The 17,167-nt window shown below is 63.3% G+C and carries 16 protein-coding genes; 9 read left to right on the top strand and 7 right to left on the bottom strand.

Going from position 1 to position 17,167, the window contains the following annotated elements; genetic code table 11:
• Nucleotides 1–4 precede the first annotated feature (4 nt).
• Genes F6A13_RS05425 through F6A13_RS05410 form a run of 4 tightly spaced genes read left to right on the top strand, consistent with a single transcriptional unit; the run spans nt 5 to nt 3,174 of the window.
• On the top strand, nt 5–802 hold the full coding sequence (locus tag F6A13_RS05425; RefSeq protein WP_126605181.1) for a sulfhydrogenase subunit delta: 798 nt from the start codon (nt 5–7) through the stop codon (nt 800–802).
• Nucleotides 786–2,084 carry a Ni/Fe hydrogenase subunit alpha gene (locus F6A13_RS05420; RefSeq protein ID WP_113526695.1) on the top strand — a complete coding sequence of 433 codons (1,299 nt, stop codon included), beginning with the start codon at nt 786–788 and terminating at the stop codon, nt 2,082–2,084. Before F6A13_RS05425 ends, F6A13_RS05420 begins: the two co-directional genes overlap by 17 nt.
• The gene (locus F6A13_RS05415; protein ID WP_113526696.1) at nt 2,081–2,599 is read left to right on the top strand and encodes a hydrogenase maturation protease; all 519 of its coding nucleotides are present in this window, start codon (nt 2,081–2,083) and stop codon (nt 2,597–2,599) included. Before F6A13_RS05420 ends, F6A13_RS05415 begins: the two co-directional genes overlap by 4 nt.
• Nucleotides 2,596–3,174: a hypothetical protein gene (locus tag F6A13_RS05410; RefSeq protein WP_126605180.1), complete on the top strand. Its 579-nt coding sequence runs from the start codon at nt 2,596–2,598 to the stop codon at nt 3,172–3,174. The genes F6A13_RS05415 and F6A13_RS05410 overlap by 4 nt, the downstream gene beginning before the upstream one ends.
• Nucleotides 3,175–3,197: 23 nt before the next feature.
• Here the strand turns inward: F6A13_RS05410 and alaS are convergent, their stop codons facing one another.
• The 6 genes from alaS to thiL all read right to left on the bottom strand — a co-directional run bounded on the left by alaS (nt 3,198) and on the right by thiL (nt 9,890).
• Complete coding sequence (gene alaS / locus F6A13_RS05405) at nt 3,198–5,831, bottom strand: alanine--tRNA ligase (protein WP_126605179.1); 2,634 nt, start codon at nt 5,829–5,831, stop codon at nt 3,198–3,200.
• 69 nt (nt 5,832–5,900) lie between these two features.
• On the bottom strand, nt 5,901–6,353 hold the full coding sequence (locus F6A13_RS05400) for a regulatory protein RecX (RefSeq protein WP_113526699.1): 453 nt from the start codon (nt 6,351–6,353) through the stop codon (nt 5,901–5,903).
• Entirely contained in the window at nt 6,354–7,391 is a 1,038-nt protein-coding gene (recA, locus tag F6A13_RS05395; protein WP_012536446.1) for a recombinase RecA, read from the bottom strand. It lies immediately after the preceding gene.
• Nucleotides 7,392–7,550: 159 nt separating this feature from the next.
• Entirely contained in the window at nt 7,551–8,396 is an 846-nt protein-coding gene (locus F6A13_RS05390; RefSeq protein ID WP_126605178.1) for a CinA family protein, read from the bottom strand.
• Nucleotides 8,393–8,878, bottom strand: coding sequence for a phosphatidylglycerophosphatase A (locus tag F6A13_RS05385; RefSeq protein WP_113526701.1), 486 nt, complete (start codon nt 8,876–8,878; stop codon nt 8,393–8,395). Before F6A13_RS05385 ends, F6A13_RS05390 begins: the two co-directional genes overlap by 4 nt.
• A complete protein-coding gene (gene thiL, locus F6A13_RS05380; RefSeq protein ID WP_126605177.1) occupies nt 8,868–9,890 on the bottom strand; it encodes a thiamine-phosphate kinase in 1,023 nt (340 codons plus the stop codon). The genes F6A13_RS05385 and thiL overlap by 11 nt, the downstream gene beginning before the upstream one ends.
• Before the next feature lie 61 nt (nt 9,891–9,951).
• Here thiL and gluQRS point away from each other — a divergent pair, with 61 nt between their 5' ends.
• The 5 genes from gluQRS to hflD are packed head-to-tail and all read left to right on the top strand — an operon-like array spanning nt 9,952 to nt 15,673.
• On the top strand, nt 9,952–10,842 hold the full coding sequence (gene gluQRS, locus F6A13_RS05375) for a tRNA glutamyl-Q(34) synthetase GluQRS (RefSeq protein ID WP_113526703.1): 891 nt from the start codon (nt 9,952–9,954) through the stop codon (nt 10,840–10,842).
• A 10-nt stretch (nt 10,843–10,852) separates the two neighbouring features.
• Nucleotides 10,853–11,551, top strand: a complete 699-nt coding sequence (gene sfsA, locus F6A13_RS05370; RefSeq protein ID WP_113526704.1) for a DNA/RNA nuclease SfsA — start codon at nt 10,853–10,855, stop codon at nt 11,549–11,551.
• 18 nt (nt 11,552–11,569) lie between these two features.
• Nucleotides 11,570–12,379 carry a type I methionyl aminopeptidase gene (gene map, locus F6A13_RS05365; RefSeq protein ID WP_126605176.1) on the top strand — a complete coding sequence of 270 codons (810 nt, stop codon included), beginning with the start codon at nt 11,570–11,572 and terminating at the stop codon, nt 12,377–12,379.
• Between the two features lie 2 nt (nt 12,380–12,381).
• Nucleotides 12,382–14,967, top strand: coding sequence for a [protein-PII] uridylyltransferase (glnD, locus tag F6A13_RS05360; RefSeq protein ID WP_126605175.1), 2,586 nt, complete (start codon nt 12,382–12,384; stop codon nt 14,965–14,967).
• A 40-nt stretch (nt 14,968–15,007) separates the two neighbouring features.
• On the top strand, nt 15,008–15,673 hold the full coding sequence (hflD, locus tag F6A13_RS05355; RefSeq protein ID WP_113526707.1) for a high frequency lysogenization protein HflD: 666 nt from the start codon (nt 15,008–15,010) through the stop codon (nt 15,671–15,673).
• On the opposite strand, the gene F6A13_RS05350 is transcribed toward hflD, so the two are convergent.
• Nucleotides 15,674–17,137, bottom strand: a complete 1,464-nt coding sequence (locus tag F6A13_RS05350; protein ID WP_151528120.1) for an MDR family MFS transporter — start codon at nt 17,135–17,137, stop codon at nt 15,674–15,676. It abuts the gene before it with no gap.
• Between the last annotated feature and the right edge of the window lie 30 nt (nt 17,138–17,167).

Raw genomic sequence — 17,167 nt, 5'->3', positions numbered from 1 at the left:
CGTCATGGCCACTGGCAAACCGCGCCTCGCGGTGCACAAGTTCAGTTCCTGCGACGGTTGTCAGTTGGCCTTCCTGAATCTGGGGGAAGACCTGCTGCGGCTTGCCGAACTGGTGGAGATCGTCCACTTCGCCGAGGCCGGCCCCGTGGACCCGGATGCGGTCGTGGATATTGCCTTCGTGGAGGGAAGCATCTCCACGTCCGAGGATGAGGAGCGCATCCAGAAAATCCGCAAAAACAGCCGGTGGCTCATCACCATCGGCGCCTGCGCCACCGCCGGCGGCCTCCAGGCCTTGCGCAACCTGGCCGACGGCCCCGGCTGGATTGCGGAGATCTACGCCCAGCCCGAACACATCCATAGCCTGGCCACCTCTACCCCCATCGCCGCCCATGTCCCGGTGGATATGGAACTGTGGGGCTGCCCGGTGAACGGGCGCCAAGTCCTGGGGGCGGTGCGCGCCCTCCTTTTCGGGGTCGTACCCGCGCTCGAAAAGGACAAGGTCTGCCTGGAGTGTAAACGCCATCAGGCAGTCTGCGTACTGGTGGCCAAGGGACTGCCGTGCATGGGGCCGGTGACGCGCACCGGCTGCGGGGCGCTGTGCCCCCGTTTCGGACGCGATTGCTACGCCTGCTATGGACCGGCGGAAAACCCCAACGCCATGGCATTGGGGCGGCGGTTGGAGGGACTCGGCCTGGTGCCGGAGGCCGTCGCACGGCGTTTCCTCTTCATCAACAGCGGCGCCCCGGCCTTTGCCGAGGCGGGCCGCCATTGGCGGGAGCAGGCCCATGACTCAAAGCCGTGAGATCAGCCTCTGCGTGCCCGTCCTGGCACGGGTGGAAGGGGAAGGTGCCCTCGACCTGGAAGTGCATGACGGGCGCATTCAAACCCTGCGCCTGCGCATTTTCGAGCCGCCGCGACTCTTCGAGAAGTTCCTGGAAGACCGGGAATACCAGGAGATCCCGGACATGGTGGCACGCATCTGCGGCATCTGCCCAGTGGCCTATCAGATGAGCGCCGTGCATGCCATCGAGGGCGTCTTCGGCCTGGCACCAGGTCCCTGGGTGCGGGCCATGCGTCGGGTGTTCTACTGCGGCGAGTGGATACAGAGCCACAGCCTGCACATCCATCTGCTGGCAGCGCCCGATTTCCTGGGTTATAGCAGCGTCTCCGAGATGGCGCGCGCGTATCCCGACGTCGTGCGCCGGGGGCTCGCCCTCCAGGCATTGGGCAATGAGATCATCCGCTTTTTCGGCGGTCGCTCGGTGCATCCCGTGGGCGCCCGGGTGGGGGGCTTTCACCGTGCGCCTAACCGGGCGGAGGTGGCGGTACTCCGGGAGCAGGTGCGGGCCGCTCTGCCGGGGGCCGAGGCCCTGGTGGCCTGGACCGCCGCGTTGAACCTGCCCGACGACCCTCAGGACTTTGTCAGCGTCGCCCTGCGCCACCGGGATGAGTACCCCATGAACGAGGGGCGCATCGTCTCCAGTGACGGCCTGGACATTCCCATCGCCGACTACGAAAGCCATTTCCGGGAGCATCAGGAACCCCACTCCACCGCCCTCTATGCGGCGCTGGACGGACGCCCCTACCTGGTGGGTCCCCTTGCGCGGCTCAACCTCAATCTGGATCGCCTGCATACACCCGTCCGGGAGGCCCTGGGGCGTACCGGCATCGCTTTTCCCAGCCGCAACATGTTCCACAGCATTGTCGCGCGGGCGGCAGAGATCCATTATGCCCTTCTGGAGGCCAGCCGCCTGCTGGAAGATTACGCCGAGCCAGAGGCGCCCTTCGTCCCCGCTGTGCCGCGCTCCGGCATTGGGTACGGGTGCACGGAGGCCCCCCGCGGTCTACTCTGGCACCGCTACGATCTGGATGCCGCAGGTCAGGTGCTGCATGCCCGCATCGTCCCGCCCACCAGCCAGAACCAGGCGCGTATCGAGGCGGACCTGCGTCGCTCCCTGGAGACCCTGGGTCTGGACCGGGACGACGAGACCCTGCGCCAACATGCCGAAATGGTGATCCGCAACTACGATCCCTGCATCTCTTGCGCCACCCATTTCCTGAAGGTTCGGGTGGAACGGCGGTGAACCCGGTCCGCATCCTCGGCATCGGTTCGCCCGTCGCGGGCGACGATCTGGGTTGGCGGCTCGCGGAGGCCCTGGAACAGGCGGGCCTGCCCAGGCATTTCCCCGCGGGAGTGGTCCACGTCACGCTCTGCGATCGCCCCGGCAGCCTCCTGCTCACGGCCATGCGCGGCGCGCGTCTGGCCATTCTCCTGGACACCATGCGCAGCGGCGCGCTGCCCGGCACAGTGCGGCGCCTGGATATGCTGGAACTGGACGACAGCACCGGGCTGCTGTCGAGCCATGGCTTCGGTGTGGCCGAGGCCCTGGCCTTGGGTCGCGCCCTGGAGGATCTGCCGTCCCGGGTGCTTATTTACGGGATCGAAACGGGCCATGTAGCCTCCCTTCCGCCGCCCGGCGAACTGGCGGCCCTTCTTTGGCCGACGATCATCGACGATATCCGGGTGTGCATGAAGGAACCCGGGGTGGTACCTTTAGCAATGTGGTCCAAACAAAAGTCTGGAGGAGCATCCTTATGAATGGGAAACAGCGTCACATCGCCTGGTTGGTATCCGGCGCCATCCTGTATGCCGGAACGGCAGTCACCGGGGCCAGCGCATCCCCCGTAGACATACAGTTGAATGTCGGGGCACCACCCATCTATGCGGCACCGGGCTATCCGCCGATGGCGATCGCCACGCCACCCCTGATGATCTGGTTGAGCAACCTCGGAGTTTATGCCGCCTATGGCGTGCCTCAGCCCATTTTCTATCTGGGCTCAAGCTACTATTACTATTACGGTAACCGCTGGTGGGCCGGGCCGGGCTATCGCGGACCATGGCGCCCCATCGCCGCGCCGCCACCCGCGCTCCGTCACTGGAATTATCGCGACTGGCAAAACGTCCAGCGCGATGCCCGTCGCCATTATCGCGACCCGCAGTGGCGCCATTTCCGTCCGGCGGAACGTCCGCAACCACAGTATCGTGGGCCGGAGCAGCGGCCACCCGGCACCTTTCGGGGACCGGAAGGCCACGGACCTGCGCAGCGACCGGAGGATCGTGGTGGACCGGGTCGGGGACATAACGGTCACGACCAAGGCCACGGTCCTCACTGACAAGGATCGTGGCAGGGTCGAAACTAGCCGAGTTTGCCTCTGACCCAGTCGCGGGCGGCATTGAGGGCGGCATCCAAGGCCGCCGGATTGCCGGCCCCGGCCTGCGCCAGTTCCGGACGCCCACCCCCTTTGCCGCCCAACGGTTGTGCCACCATATTTACCAGTTCTCCGGCGTGAACCCGTCCAGTCAATCCTTTGCCGACTCCGGCAATCAACGCCACTTTCTCCCCTTCCACACCCGCAAGGACGATGACGCCATCCGGTAACTGACTGCGCAGGCGATCCAGGGCATCGCGCAAGGCTTTGCCATCCATCCCCTCCAGGCGCCTGATCAATACCGGTACTCCGCCCACATCCTCGGCCTCTGCGGCAAGACCGGCACCCGCTCTGACGGCTTCATCCCGCTTGACCTTTTCCAGCTCTTTTTCTAACTGGCGCAGGCGCTCCAGGGTTTGCGCCAGACGCTGGTCCAGTTCTGCAGGGGCAACTTTCAACAGTCCCGCCGCCGCTTGCAGGCGTTCTTCATCACGCTGAATGGCCTCCAGCGCTACCGCGCCGGTGACTGCTTCGATACGCCGGATACCCGCTGCCACACCGCTTTCGCTGAGGATCTTGAAAACACCGATATCGCCCAGCGCCTCCACATGGGTGCCACCACAGAGTTCCATGGAGAAGTCACCCATGCGCACCACCCGCACCTCGTCTCCGTACTTCTCGCCAAAGAGGGCCATGGCACCCAGGGCCTGTGCCTCGGCGACCGGCAGGATCCGGGTTTCGGCGCCGACATTATTACGGATAGCGGCGTTGACCACGCGCTCGATTTCCCGCAACTGTGCGGCCGTCACCGGTTCCGGCTGACTGAAGTCGAAACGCAGCCGCTCCGGGTTGACCAGCGAACCCTTCTGCTGCACATGGCTGCCAAGAATGTTGCGCAGGGCGGCATGGAGCAGGTGGGTCGCGGAGTGATGTGCGGCCGTCGCCCGTCTGGCCACTTCGTCGACGCTGGCAACCACCATATCGCCGATCTGCAGGCGCCCGGATTCCACGCGCCCCAAATGCACATGCAGGTGACCCATGGGCTTTTGGGTGTCAGTCACGGCGAACAGGGCATCATTCGACTGGAGTTCGCCACGGTCTCCCGCCTGCCCACCGGACTCCCCATAAAAGGGCGTCCGGTCGAGAATAACCACACCCATATCCCCCGCTTCGAGGAAGGCCACCTCTTCACCATCGCGGATCAGCGCCACAACCTTCCCCTCATCGGCACAGGCCGAATAGCCGGTGAACTCGGTAACCGGCAGCCGCATGGCCAGATCGTGGTACACCCGCTCGGTTTTGACCTCACCGCTGCCCGCCCAGGCGGCACGGGAGCGGCTGCGCTGCTCCGCCATAGCCGCCTCGTAGCCCGCCATATCCATGATCAGATCGCGCTCGCGGGCGATATCAGCGGTTAGATCGACAGGGAAGCCAAAGGTATCCGCGAGCCGGAAAATGATCTCGCCGGGGATGGCGGCACCCGCTGCAAGATCCGCAATAGCCTCCTCCAGCAGACTGAGTCCGCGCTCCAGCGTTTCCCGGAATCGGGTTTCCTCACGCTCCAGAGCACGCTCGACTTCATGCTGTGCCCGCGTGAGTTCAGGAAAAGCGCTGCCCATCTCCGCCACCAGCGGCGCCACCAGTTGATGGAAAAACACCGTCTCCATGCCCAGCTTGCGGCCATGACGCACGGCGCGGCGGATGATGCGGCGCAGCACATAGCCGCGGCCCTCGTTGGCGGGCAGGACGCCATCGGTGATAAGAAAACTGCAGGCGCGGATGTGATCCGCCAGCACCCGCAAACTGATGTCCGTCGCCGCATCGCTCCCATACGTTTTGCCGCTGATGGCGGCTGCTGCGGCAATCAGCGGCTTGAAGAGATCGGTGTCATAGTTGTTATGTACGCCCTGGAGCACGGCCGCGAGACGCTCCAGACCCATGCCGGTATCGACGGAGGGTTTTGGCAGCGGGGTCAGGGTGCCGCTGCTGTCCCGGTCAAACTGCATGAAGACCAGATTCCAGATTTCGATATAGCGATCGCCATCCTCCTCCGGACTACCCGGAGGGCCTCCGGGAATATGGGGGCCGTGGTCATAGAAAATCTCCGAACAGGGGCCGCAGGGACCGGTGTCGCCCATGCTCCAGAAGTTGTCCTTCTCGCCACAGCGGGAGAGGCGCGCAGGATCGATACCGATCTCGTTCAGCCAGATGTCGGCCGCCTCATCATCCTCTTCGTATACCGTAATCCAGAGCTTTTCCGGCGGCAGGCCCAGACGTTCGGTGAGGAAACGCCAGGCGAAACCGATCACTTCACGCTTGAAATAGTCTCCAAAGGAGAAGTTGCCCAGCATCTCGAAGAAGGTATGGTGCCGCGCCGTGTAACCGACATTTTCCAGATCATTGTGCTTGCCACCCGCACGCATGCAACGCTGCGAGGAAACGGCGCGCCGGTAGGGACGGGTTTCCAGGCCAAGAAACACGTCCTTGAAGGGCACCATACCGGCATTGGTAAACAGCAGGGTCGGATCGTTACGGGGAATCAGGGGACTGGAGGGCACGATCTGATGCCCCTGTTCCACAAAATACTCCAGAAAAGCTTGGCGAATGGCTTGCGCTTGCATCGGTCTTCCGTTGTGTAAAGATAAAATGTTTTTGTCTCCGGGCGGGGTTTCTCCGCCCCTCACCCGCTGTCAATCGGCAGAGAAATCCCTTTCTCTACCGGCGCCCAGCACTCGGCGAATCGTCTCTCCGGTAAATCCCCGTCCCGCCAGAAAGCGAGCGCGCCGGGCATAATCTCTGGCGTCCGTCGGCGGCGTGTCGCCGAAACGCTTCTGACAGACGGCTTGCGCTTGCTGCAGCCAGTCAATCTCCAGGGCTGCGGTAGCCTCCACCCCTGCCCGCTGCAAGTCCTGACGCAAGCGCAACGGCCCGTGCCCCTGACGCACGCGGGTACGGGTGAGCATTTCCGCATAACGCGCATCATCCTGATAGCCGGCAGCGACGAGCGCCTCCAGCGCCAGCGCCACGTCCCCCGCGTCATATCCCGCACGGAGCAGTTTGTCACGCAACTCCCGGCGTCCATACTCCCGGCGCGCCAGCAACCGTAGCGCCAGCGCGGTGGGATCGCCGCGTTCTGCCGTCAACTAGCCGACCGCTGCGGGCTCTGCCACCTCTTCGGCAAAGGCCAAAGGGTGTCCTGCTGCCGCTGCCCGTATCCGCTGCTCGATATTGGCCGCCAGTTCCGGATGCTCCTTGAGGTACTGGCGGGCATTGTCCTTGCCCTGACCAATACGCTCGCCCTGGTAACTGTACCAGGCGCCGCTTTTTTCGACGATGTCGAACTTCACACCGAGGTCCACCAGTTCCGACAGTCGGGAGATGCCTTCACCGTAATAGATGGCAAATTCGGCTTCGCGGAAAGGTGGTGCGACCTTATTCTTGACCACCTTGACGCGGGTATCGTTACCCACCACTTCGTCGCTCTTCTTGATCGCGCCGATGCGGCGGATATCCAGACGCACGGAGGCGTAGAATTTAAGGGCGTTACCACCGGTGGTGGTTTCCGGACTGCCATACATCACCCCGATTTTCATGCGAATCTGGTTGATGAAAATGACCAGGGTGTTGGTCCGGGAGATATTGGCGGTGAGCTTGCGCAACGCCTGACTCATCAGACGCGCCTGCAGACCGACGTGGGAATCGCCCATGTCGCCTTCGATTTCCGCTTTGGGGGTCAGCGCGGCCACGGAGTCGATGACGATGAGGTCCACCGCCCCGGAACGCACCAGCATGTCAGCGATTTCCAGAGCCTGCTCGCCGGTATCGGGCTGGGAGATCAGGAGGTTTTCGAGATCGACGCCGAGCTTGTGGGCATAGCCCGGGTCGAGCGCGTGCTCGGCATCAATAAAGGCGGCGGTGCCGCCTGCAGCCTGACAACTGGCTATGGCATGCAGGGTGAGAGTCGTCTTACCGGAAGATTCCGGCCCGTAGATCTCTACCACCCGGCCTCGGGGCAGGCCGCCAACACCCAGCGCCAGATCCAGACCCAGCGAACCGGTGGAGTAGACCTCGATGTCCTTGATGGCATTATGATCACCAAGACGCATGACGGCGCCTTTACCAAACTGTTTATCAATCTGTGACAGGGCCGCCGAAAGGGCCTTGCTGCGCTGTTCATCCATAATATTTTCCTTCTCCAGAATCAAGGGGTAACCCGTCCTTGCAAAACACCTTATTGTAGTAGCGCGCGGCAGGGCCTGATGATCCGGTACTGCTGGGTCATCGGAACAACCTTTCCCGGCATTCTACCTGAGCGGGCGGGCGGGGCAAACGGCCGATGGTTACCGCAACAACCCCAGCAATCCGCCCAGGGCTACCGAACCCGCCGCATACTGCACCGACCAACGGTCTCCGTGAAAGTGACCGGTCCGCACCTGCAGTTCCATGCCCCGTGCCCCCCAGGCAATACAGACGGTACCCACCGGCTTGCCGGGCACGGCGCCTCCCGGCCCGGCGATGCCGGTGATCGCCGCGGCGATGTCCGCTTCGCGCAATGCACCGGCGAGCATTTCCAGGGCGGTCTCCTCCGCTACGGCCCCGACCCGCGCGAGGGTCGCTTCCTGCACCTTCAGCAACCGAATTTTCGCTTCATTACTGTAGGTGACAAACCCGTGGCGCAGCAGCGCCGAGGAGCCGGGCAGGGCGGTGATCCGCGCGGCCAAATCGCCGCCGGTACAAGACTCCGCCAGGGCGAGCCGGGTGTCCCGCGCACTGGCGCGCTGGAGTAAGGACCATTCCGGCGGCGCCATGTGCAGCGACATGGCGCACGGTGTTCCGGCCTCGACCCAATACTCGCCCGGCAAAACTTCCGGCGTGGTGCCGTTGTCGTTGAAAAGGCTAAAAGGCACGTCGCAAACGGGCAGATACGGGCTTGCCCAATCACGCAACGAGGCCCAGTCGCCGGCCGGCAGATGGGTGCGGGATGATGATGTTATCCAGTCCGCGGCGTTCACAAACTCGCCAATGGCCAGCGCCGTGGCGGAACAATCGGGCAATGTGGCGACGAGTTCCACCCGAACCTCCATCCCGGCCCGCGTGGCCCAGGCCGCCAGACGCTGGGCATCGGGCAAGGCCGCGGGGCGCATGGGCAAGAATATCCGCAGACGGTCCGTAGGGTCATCCGTCATAACCAGCCTCCCCACAGCATGAGTCGCAGAAGAATCAGTGCCGGGATCGCCGCAGCCAAATCATCGAGCATGATTCCCGTGCCTCCATGAATATGTTTATCCAGCCAGGAAATCGGCCAAGGTTTGAGCATGTCAAAAAAGCGGAAGAGCAGGAACCCGGCGAGTAGCGTCCACCAGCTGAAAGGCACCAGCCAGAGGGTGAGCAACAGGCCCGCCCATTCATCCCAGACGATGGCCGGCGGGTCCAGGGCCCGCATGCCGCCGCCATTTTGCATCTCCCGCGCGGTTTGCCCGCAGAGCCATGGTCCTACGGCGATGATCGCCACCAACACCAACGTATAAACCACATTGTTCTGCACCACGAGGGCCAGCAGCAGATACAAGGGAATGGCAGCGATGGTACCCATGGTGCCGGGCAGAATGGGCGACAGGCCGCTGCCGCCGCCCAACGCCAGCCAGTGATACCAGGGCCTAGAGTGCATGGACATGCCCCCAGGAAAAGGGCAGCGACAGCGGTTCATCCCGCCAGGTCAGGGTGACCGCGGCACGGGCATCGGGGGTCGCTGGCAGGATGCTGCCCACCGCCGTCAAGCGCAGGGAGAGCGACCGGGCGGCCTCCTGCATTGCCGTCGATAAGGCAGGAGCGGCACAGAGGATCAGTTCATAATCATCACCACCGGTGAGGGGCCAGCGTCGCAGGCGTTCCGGGTCGGTCCGCGCCAGATCCGCGAGATCCGGGCTCAAGGGTAGCGCATCCAGGGCGACCTGCGCATGGACACCCGAAGCCTTCAGAATATGGCCAAGGTCGGCCAGAAAGCCGTCGGAACAATCCACGGCACAAAGTACACCACCCGCCAGCGCCGCCGCGCCGAATTCGAGACGGGGCGTGGGACGCAGCCGTCGTGCCTCCAATGCGTCCCGCTGTGGTGCTGAGCAGGGAACTGCCTGCCTCTCCTGGTCACGTTCCAGCAAAGCCAGGTCCAGGGCGGCGGCCGCATCGCCAAGAGTGCCGGTAACCCAGATCACGTCTCCCGGTCGTGCCGCGTCACGGCGCATCACCCCATGGCCGGAAAGTCCCAATGCGGTTACGGAGACGGTCAGCGGCCCATCCGTAGCCACTGTATCGCCGCCGACCAGGGTAACGTCATGCCGGTCGGCGAGCGCGCTCCAACCCGTTGCGAATGCTTCCAACCACTCCCCATAGCCTTCCTCCCGCCGCGGCAGGGCCAGGCTGAGCAGACACCAACGCGCTTCCGCACCCATGGCGGCCAAGTCACTGAGATTCACCGCAAGGGCTTTCCAGGCGAGGTCTTCCGGGCTGACCTCGGGGAAAAAGTGACGACCGGCGACCAGGGTATCCATGGTCGCCACCAGTTGGCGACCCGCTGGGTCCAACCAGGCGGCGTCATCACCGATACCTAGCCGCACACCACTGGCCGTCTTGCCCAGTCGGCACCGCAACCGCTCGATGAACGCAAACTCTCCGCCCGCCATGTTCACTCCGTCTTGGCCACTGCTTGCGCTACTATAGCAAGGTCACCACCTGAAGGAAGCCATGCCCAGTACCCCCGCCGTCACCGGACGCTTTGCGCCCTCCCCCAGCGGCCCGCTCCATGCGGGATCACTCATTGCTGCCGTCGGCAGTTATCTCAGCGCCCGTAGTCAGGGCGGGTGCTGGCGGCTACGCCTGGAGGATGTGGATGAGGGCCGCGTGCGAGCGGGTGCCGCCGACGCCATTCTCCGGCAACTGGAGGCCATGGCGCTGGACTGGGACGGACCGGTGCTGACCCAGTCTCCGCGCAAGGCGATCTATCAGCAAGCGCTGACAGCTTTGCAATCCAAGGGCATGGCCTACCCCTGTGCCTGCACCCGCCGGGACATCCGAGGCTTCGGCGAGCGCTATCCGGGCGTCTGCCGGCAAGGCCTGGCATCCGGACGGCGGGCCCGCTCCTGGCGTCTGCGGGTGCCGGACACCTTGCCCCTCTGGGAGGATCGTTTCCACGGCTGGCAAGATACGCCCGCAGCACAGGGTGACCCCATCCTGCTGCGTGCCGACGGCTACTTCGCCTATATCCTGGCCTCTGTCGTGGACGACGGAGAGCAGGGCATCAGCGAAGTGATCCGCGGCGGCGATCTGCGTGCCCTCACTGGTACGCAACGTTATCTGCAAAGCGCGCTGGACCTGCCCTCCCCGCAATATGGGCACCTGCCCCTGCTCTGTAACGCCGACGGTCGCAAGCTGTCCAAAAGCCTCGGCAGCCCCGCCTGGGCGGGCGAACCCAGCCAGGCCTGGGAGGAGACCTTGCGACTGCTCGGCTGGATGACGCCAGCCGGATTGCATGGCGGCCCTGCCGCAGAATGGCGCGACTGGGCGCTCAGCCGGATGGCCGAGGGGCAACTCCTTTATCGCATTACCCCACTGGCCCCCACCGTCGAACAGCGCTAGGCTGAGCATCATGAATCTGCCGTCCCTCACCCCTGCCACCCTGATCCGCCGCTACAAGCGCTTTCTTGCCGACTGCGCATTGGCCAGCGGCGAGATCATCACTGTGCACTGCCCCAATTCCGGGAGCATGCGCAGTTGCGCCGAACCCGGCCAGCCCATCCTGATCTCCCTGAGCGGCAACCCTAAACGCAAACTTCCCTGGACCTGGGAACTCTACTGGAGCGGCGCCAGCTGGGTCTGCATCAACACCCAGCGCCCCAATGCCGTGGTCGCCGAGGCTATCGCTGCGGGCGATATACCCGCCTTGCGAAACTACGCACAACTGCGCCGCGAAGTGCCTTACGGCAGCCATGAACGGGTGGATGTCCTGCTCAGTTCCGAGGGTCGGCCGCCCTGCTACGTAGAGGTAAAATCCTGCACCCTGCTGGAGGAAGACGGTGTGATCCGCTTCCCCGACGCCGTCAGCAGCCGCGCCCTGCGTCACCTGGGGGCATTGACGGAGGTGGTCCGCGGCGGCGGGCGGGCGGTGATGCTTTTCCTGATCGGCCGGGAAGACGGTCGGGGTTTTGCGCCCGCAGACGCCATTGATCCGGCCTATGGGAAGGCACTGCGCCGGGCACGCACCGACGGTGTGGAAATTCTGGCCTACCGGACCCACCTCAGTCCTGATAAAATAAGCCTCAGTGTGGCGGAACCGCTTCTCTTTTAGCCGCTTCAGGAGAACAGCATGTTACAACGCAGCAAAACGTCCCCCCAGGACAGCATCAAGACCGCAGAAGAAGTGGAAAAAATGCGGGTGGCGGGCCAGCTCACGGCCATGGTGCTGAAGATGATCGGCCCCCATGTCAAAGCCGGCGTTACCACCGATGAACTGGACCGCATCTGCCACGACTATATCGTCAACGATCTGCAGGGCATTCCCGCGCCGCTCCACTATCAGCCCAGCCCGGAATATCCACCCTTTCCCAAATCCGTCTGCATCTCCCTCAACCATGTGATCTGTCACGGTATTCCCGGCGAGCGCGTCATCAGGGATGGCGACATGCTCAACATTGACGTCACGGTCATCAAGGATGGCTATCACGGAGACAGCAGCAAAATGTTCACCGTCGGTGAGGTGCCGTTGCGTTCGCGTCGGGTGATGGAAGTGGCTCATGAAGCCATGGTGCGTGGCATTCAGCAGGTGCGACCCGGCGCAACCCTGGGCGATATCGGTCATGCCATACAGTCCTACGCCGAGGCGCAGCACTGTTCCATCGTCCGGGAGTTCTGCGGGCACGGCATCGGCCGCAAATTCCACGATGAGCCGCAGGTGCTGCATTATGGCAATCCTGGTGAAGGCATTGAATTGGTGCCGGGCATGACTTTTACCATCGAACCCATGGTCAATGCCGGCAAACGCTACATCAAGGCCCTGCCCGACGGCTGGACCATCGTTACCAAGGATCACAGTGCCTCCGCCCAGTGGGAGCATACCATTCTGGTCACCGATGATGGTTATGAAATACTGACCCAACTGCCCGGCGACCCCGTCTGACAATGACGATCCACCCCGCGCAGTCCCGGACGCCCGCTGCGTTGGGCGAAGTTCGGTCTTCGCCAGCCGCCCCCTCGCCACAGCAGAGTGCCAGCGCTCTGCTCCACCAGCGCTGCCGCGCGGTGGACAGTACCCTGCGCAGGCTCTGGCAGAGCACATCGGGTGCAGATGCGGCGACGGCGCAAGAACTCGCCCTGGCGGCCGTAGGCGGTTACGGGCGCGGCACCCTCTTCCCCCGCTCCGACATCGATCTCCTGATTCTGACCCCACCGACGCTCACGACGGTACAAAAGGGCTTCATCGAAGGCTTCCTGACCTGCCTCTGGGACCTGCAGATGCAGGTGGGGCACAGCGTCCGCAGCGTGGACGAATGCCTGCAGGAGGCGCGTCAGGATCTGGGTATCGCCACCACCCTGCTGGAATCCCGTTATCTGGCCGGATCGCACCCATTATTGCAACAACTGAGCGACGCGTTACGGGAAAATCCCCCCTGGCCTCCCTCGCTTTTTTTCGCTGCCAAACTGGCGGAGCAAGAAAACCGACACGCCCGCTGCAGCGACACGGCCTTTCACCTCGAACCCAACCTCAAGGAAGGTCCCGGTGCGCTACGCAATATCCATCATCTGCAATGGCTCGCGGCCAGTGTTTTCGGGGAGGGCAGTCTGCGTCGCCTGCGCGATGAGGACATCATTACCGGCGAGGAATATCGTCAGCTCCTGCGCGCCCAGGCCCTGCTCTCCCGCCTGCGGATCGCCCTGCACCACGCCACCGGACGCCACGAAGACCGTCTGCGCCTCGATCTACAGGCACCTCTGGCGCGGCAACTAGGCTACACCGATCGGCCGGGACGTACCGCCGTCGAACAATTGATGCAGAAACTCTATCGCGCCTTCGCCGATATTCTGCGTATCGCCGCCATTGCCCAGGAAAACATCGCGCAGCATCTGGCCGCACGCACCCCAGCGCTGGAGGTTACCGACCAGCGCGTGGCCCTGTCCCGGCCCACGTTGCATCGCAATGATGTACAATTGCTCCGGCATATTCTGAGCCTGTTCCGTAGCCTGGCGGAAGACCCCCGGTGGCGCACCCTCGACGCACAGACGCAACGCCATCTGTACGCCTTGCGGAACGCCATTCACCCGCGGGATCTGGACCAAGATCCCGTCGCGCAGAAGCAACTTCTCGCCATTCTCGCCCAGCCCGACGGCGCCTATCGCAGCCTCGCCATGATGCAGCAATGTGGTCTGCTGGCACGCATACTCCCTGCCTTCGGACGTATCACCGGACGTATTCAGCACGATCTCTTCCATGCGTATACCGTCGACCAGCATACCCTTTTTCTGCTCCGCAACCTCGGTCAGATCTGGACTGGCGAGGCACCACTCCTGCCCGTCGCCGAAGCCGCCCGGCGGCAGGTGGAAAAACCGGAGTTATTGGTGCTGGCCGGTCTCTTCCACGATATCGGCAAAGGCCGCGGCGGCGATCACTCCAAAATCGGCGCTCAGGAAGCCCGGCGTTTTGCCCGGCGTCTGCGATTGTCGCCCTGCGATACAGACCTGGTCGTCTGGCTGGTGGAACAACATCTGCGAATGTCCGCTGTCTCCCAGCGCCGCGACCTTGAAGACCCTCAGGTCATCGGCGACTTTGCCCAACTGGTCCGGGATGAACGCCATCTTGCCTATCTGCTGCTCCTCACCGTCGCCGACATGCGTGCCACCAACCCGGAACTCTGGAATGACTGGAAGGGACTGCTGCTCAGTACACTATACCGGGCGACGGCCACGGAACTTCAGCGGAAAGACCGCCAGACCCGGGACCTTCCGCAGATCATCTCCGATAAGCAGCAGGCTGTTCTGCAGAAAATCATCAGTACCGACCATCCACGTGTACACGCCCTCTGGCAGCAGCTTTCGGGCCCGTATTTTCTGCGTTACACAGAAGACGAACTACTCTGGCATTGCCGGGAGATACTTGCCCACAAAAGCCGGAAAGCGTTGGTCGCGGTGCGGTCCCACGCGCCCGAGGGCAGTGAGGTCCTGATTTACGGCCCGGACCGACCGGGACTTTTCCAGCAGATTACCGGTGCCCTCGACCGGCAATCCCTGAACATCCTCGACGCCCGGATCGATACCAGCGAGGATGGTCGCGCCATCGACACCTTCCTGGTCATCGACAATAGCCACGCTTTCGCCCACAGCGCCCAGGCCCATGCCGACCTGGCTGCCGAACTCCGCGCTGTTCTTGAAGGGAAAGCCGTGCGCAAACCCCGTTTTGGGTTGCGCCATTGCGATCCGCGCCACCGTTTTTTTGCACACGTTCCCGCCGAGATCCGCGTGGACAATGGCGTCCTGCCCCGCTATACCCTGCTGGAAGTCCGCGCTGCAGATCACCTCGGCCTGCTCTATCAGGTCGGCGAGACGCTGCGCGCATTGCACATCAATATCCACGGCGCCAAAGTCTCCACCTTCGGTGAGCGAGTGGAAGACACCTTTTTCATTCTCAACGAGCGGGGGCGCAAACTGACCGAAACCCAGGTCGGCGCGCTGATTCATGCCTTGGGCGACATTTTGAATGGTGAACCCGCTTAAACGATGAATTGCCCCCTTCTCCTACGACAGGCGTAAACCCATGTGGTCATTCCTTCTCCCTGACGCCCGGCGGCGGCGTGACCGCGCCCTGGGCCTCGCCGGTGTCCTGCGCAGCGCCCTGCTGGTGCAAGACATCGCGCGTAATGGCGCACAACCCGGAGACCTCCTGCAGACCTGCATCAGGAGCGTTCTGACGCTGGACAGCAAGGACAGCCTGCGCGCCCTGGGCGATGTCGACAGCCTGCGTCACTCTCTGGCGCTGCTCTGCCCGCTGCTGCAACGCGGTCCCGGCAACGCCCGGGAGGCCGAACTGCTGCGCTACAGCATGGCGCTGACCACCCTCGGCAAGCACCTGCTCAAAAACGCCTCGGCCACCCGGCGCGTTCAGGAAGGCGTCGAGCAGGCCCAACGCCAGATCGCCCACTTTGCTGATCCGATGCAACGCAGCATCGTTGCCGGGCTCGCCCAGACTTACACCGAGGCCATCGGCATTCTCCGCCCGCGCATCATCGTCAGCGGAGAGAGCCGTTTCCTGAGCGACCCGGACGATGCCGCACGCATCCGTACCCTCCTCCTCAGCGGCGTCCGTGCGGCCGTCCTGTGGCGGCAGGCGGGCGGCCGTCTGCCCGCCACCATCCTCGAGCGGCGCGCGCTCTGCCGGGAAGCGGAAGAATTACTCGCCACCCATCCTCAGCTTACTCGGTGATCACCCTCGATCGAGGGCATCCCGGCGCTTGACGAGCACGTGCATATCCTCCAAAAACCACGCACAGACCGATGCGGCAAAGCTGAACAGCGCTGCGATCAAAAAGTCCGTATGCAGCGTCTGGACGATCAGGGCAGGCGCCCCCTCCTGGACATCACCGTGAGATCCCCCCGCCAAAAAGGCAGAAAACACGGCGCCGAAAGCCGCAACCCCCAGAGTGCCGCCCATGGAACGGAACAAGGTGACGGTGGACGTCGCCACCCCCAGGTGGCGATGCGGCACCGCAAGCTGGGCGGAGAGCACCAGCACCTGCATGGTCGTGCCCAGCCCCAGTCCCAGCAGCACCAGTACCGCGTCGATGCGCCACATGGGCATATGCTGCCCGAGCATGGAAAGCAGCCCAAGCGCCAGGGTGATGAGCAGGGCGCCGGCGATGGGAAACTCCCGATAACGCTGAGTCCGGCTGATCCGGCGCCCGGTCAGCACCGACATGGCCAGCATGCCCAGGAGCAAAAATAGCAGTTCCAGACCGGAGGCAGTCGGCGAGAAACCACGCACGTCCTGCAAATAAATGGGCAGAAAGCTGACGGAGCCGAGCATCGCCACCCCGACAAAAAAAGAGATGATTACGCTCAGCGAAAACGTTCTGAAACGAAAAAAAGCGAGCGGCAACAGAGGTTCCGGATGATGCCGCTCAGACCGTATAAATCCGCCGAACGCGCTCAGCCCCGCGGCGAGAAGAAGCCATGGTCCGGCCGAATCCCAGGGCAACACCGTCCCGGACACGCTGGCGAATAACACCAGGGCGCTCAGGCTGGTGGTCAGCAGGACCGTTCCCGGCACATCCATCCGCACCTTTTCGGCCGTTTTCGGTTTGGGAAAGGCGAAGCCGATGATGAAAAAGGCAAATATGCCGATGGGCACATTGATATAGAATATCCAACGCCACCCCATGGTCTCCACGATGAAGCCACCGAGAAAGGGCCCGGCCAAGGTCGCGAGACCAAAGGCGGCGCCCACCAGCCCCTGATAGCGGCTGCGCTGGGTAATGGGAATGAAGTCCGAGATGGAGGCGATGGCGGTCACCAGCAAGCCGCCACCGCCAATACCCTGCAAGGCCCGAAACACCATCAGCTCGTCAATGGTTTGCGCCTGACCGGACAACACCGATCCTGCCAAAAACAGCAACACTGCCGATTGCAGGAGATACTTGCGCCCCAGAAGATCCCCCAGTTTACCATATACCGGCAAACAGACGGTGGAGGTCAGCAGATAAGCGGTCACAATCCAGGGTAGTTTGGCCAGACCATGGAGATCGCGGGCGATGGTCGGCAAGGCGGTAGAGACCACGGTCTGGTCCATCGCCGCCAAAAAAATGGATGACAGAATGGCAAATAAAATGACTTTTGCGGACCAGTCCAGACGAAAAGTAGATGCGGAAACGGGCGTTGATGAAGATGTCATTGCGTGCTCCGCACTGTCCTGCCCTCCTCG

Origin of the sequence: Acidithiobacillus sp. 'AMD consortium' (genome assembly GCF_008926505.1) — a bacterium.
In the GTDB taxonomy this organism is placed as follows: domain Bacteria; phylum Pseudomonadota; class Gammaproteobacteria; order Acidithiobacillales; family Acidithiobacillaceae; genus Acidithiobacillus; species Acidithiobacillus ferridurans.
This window is presented reverse-complemented; position numbering and strand designations above follow the sequence as displayed.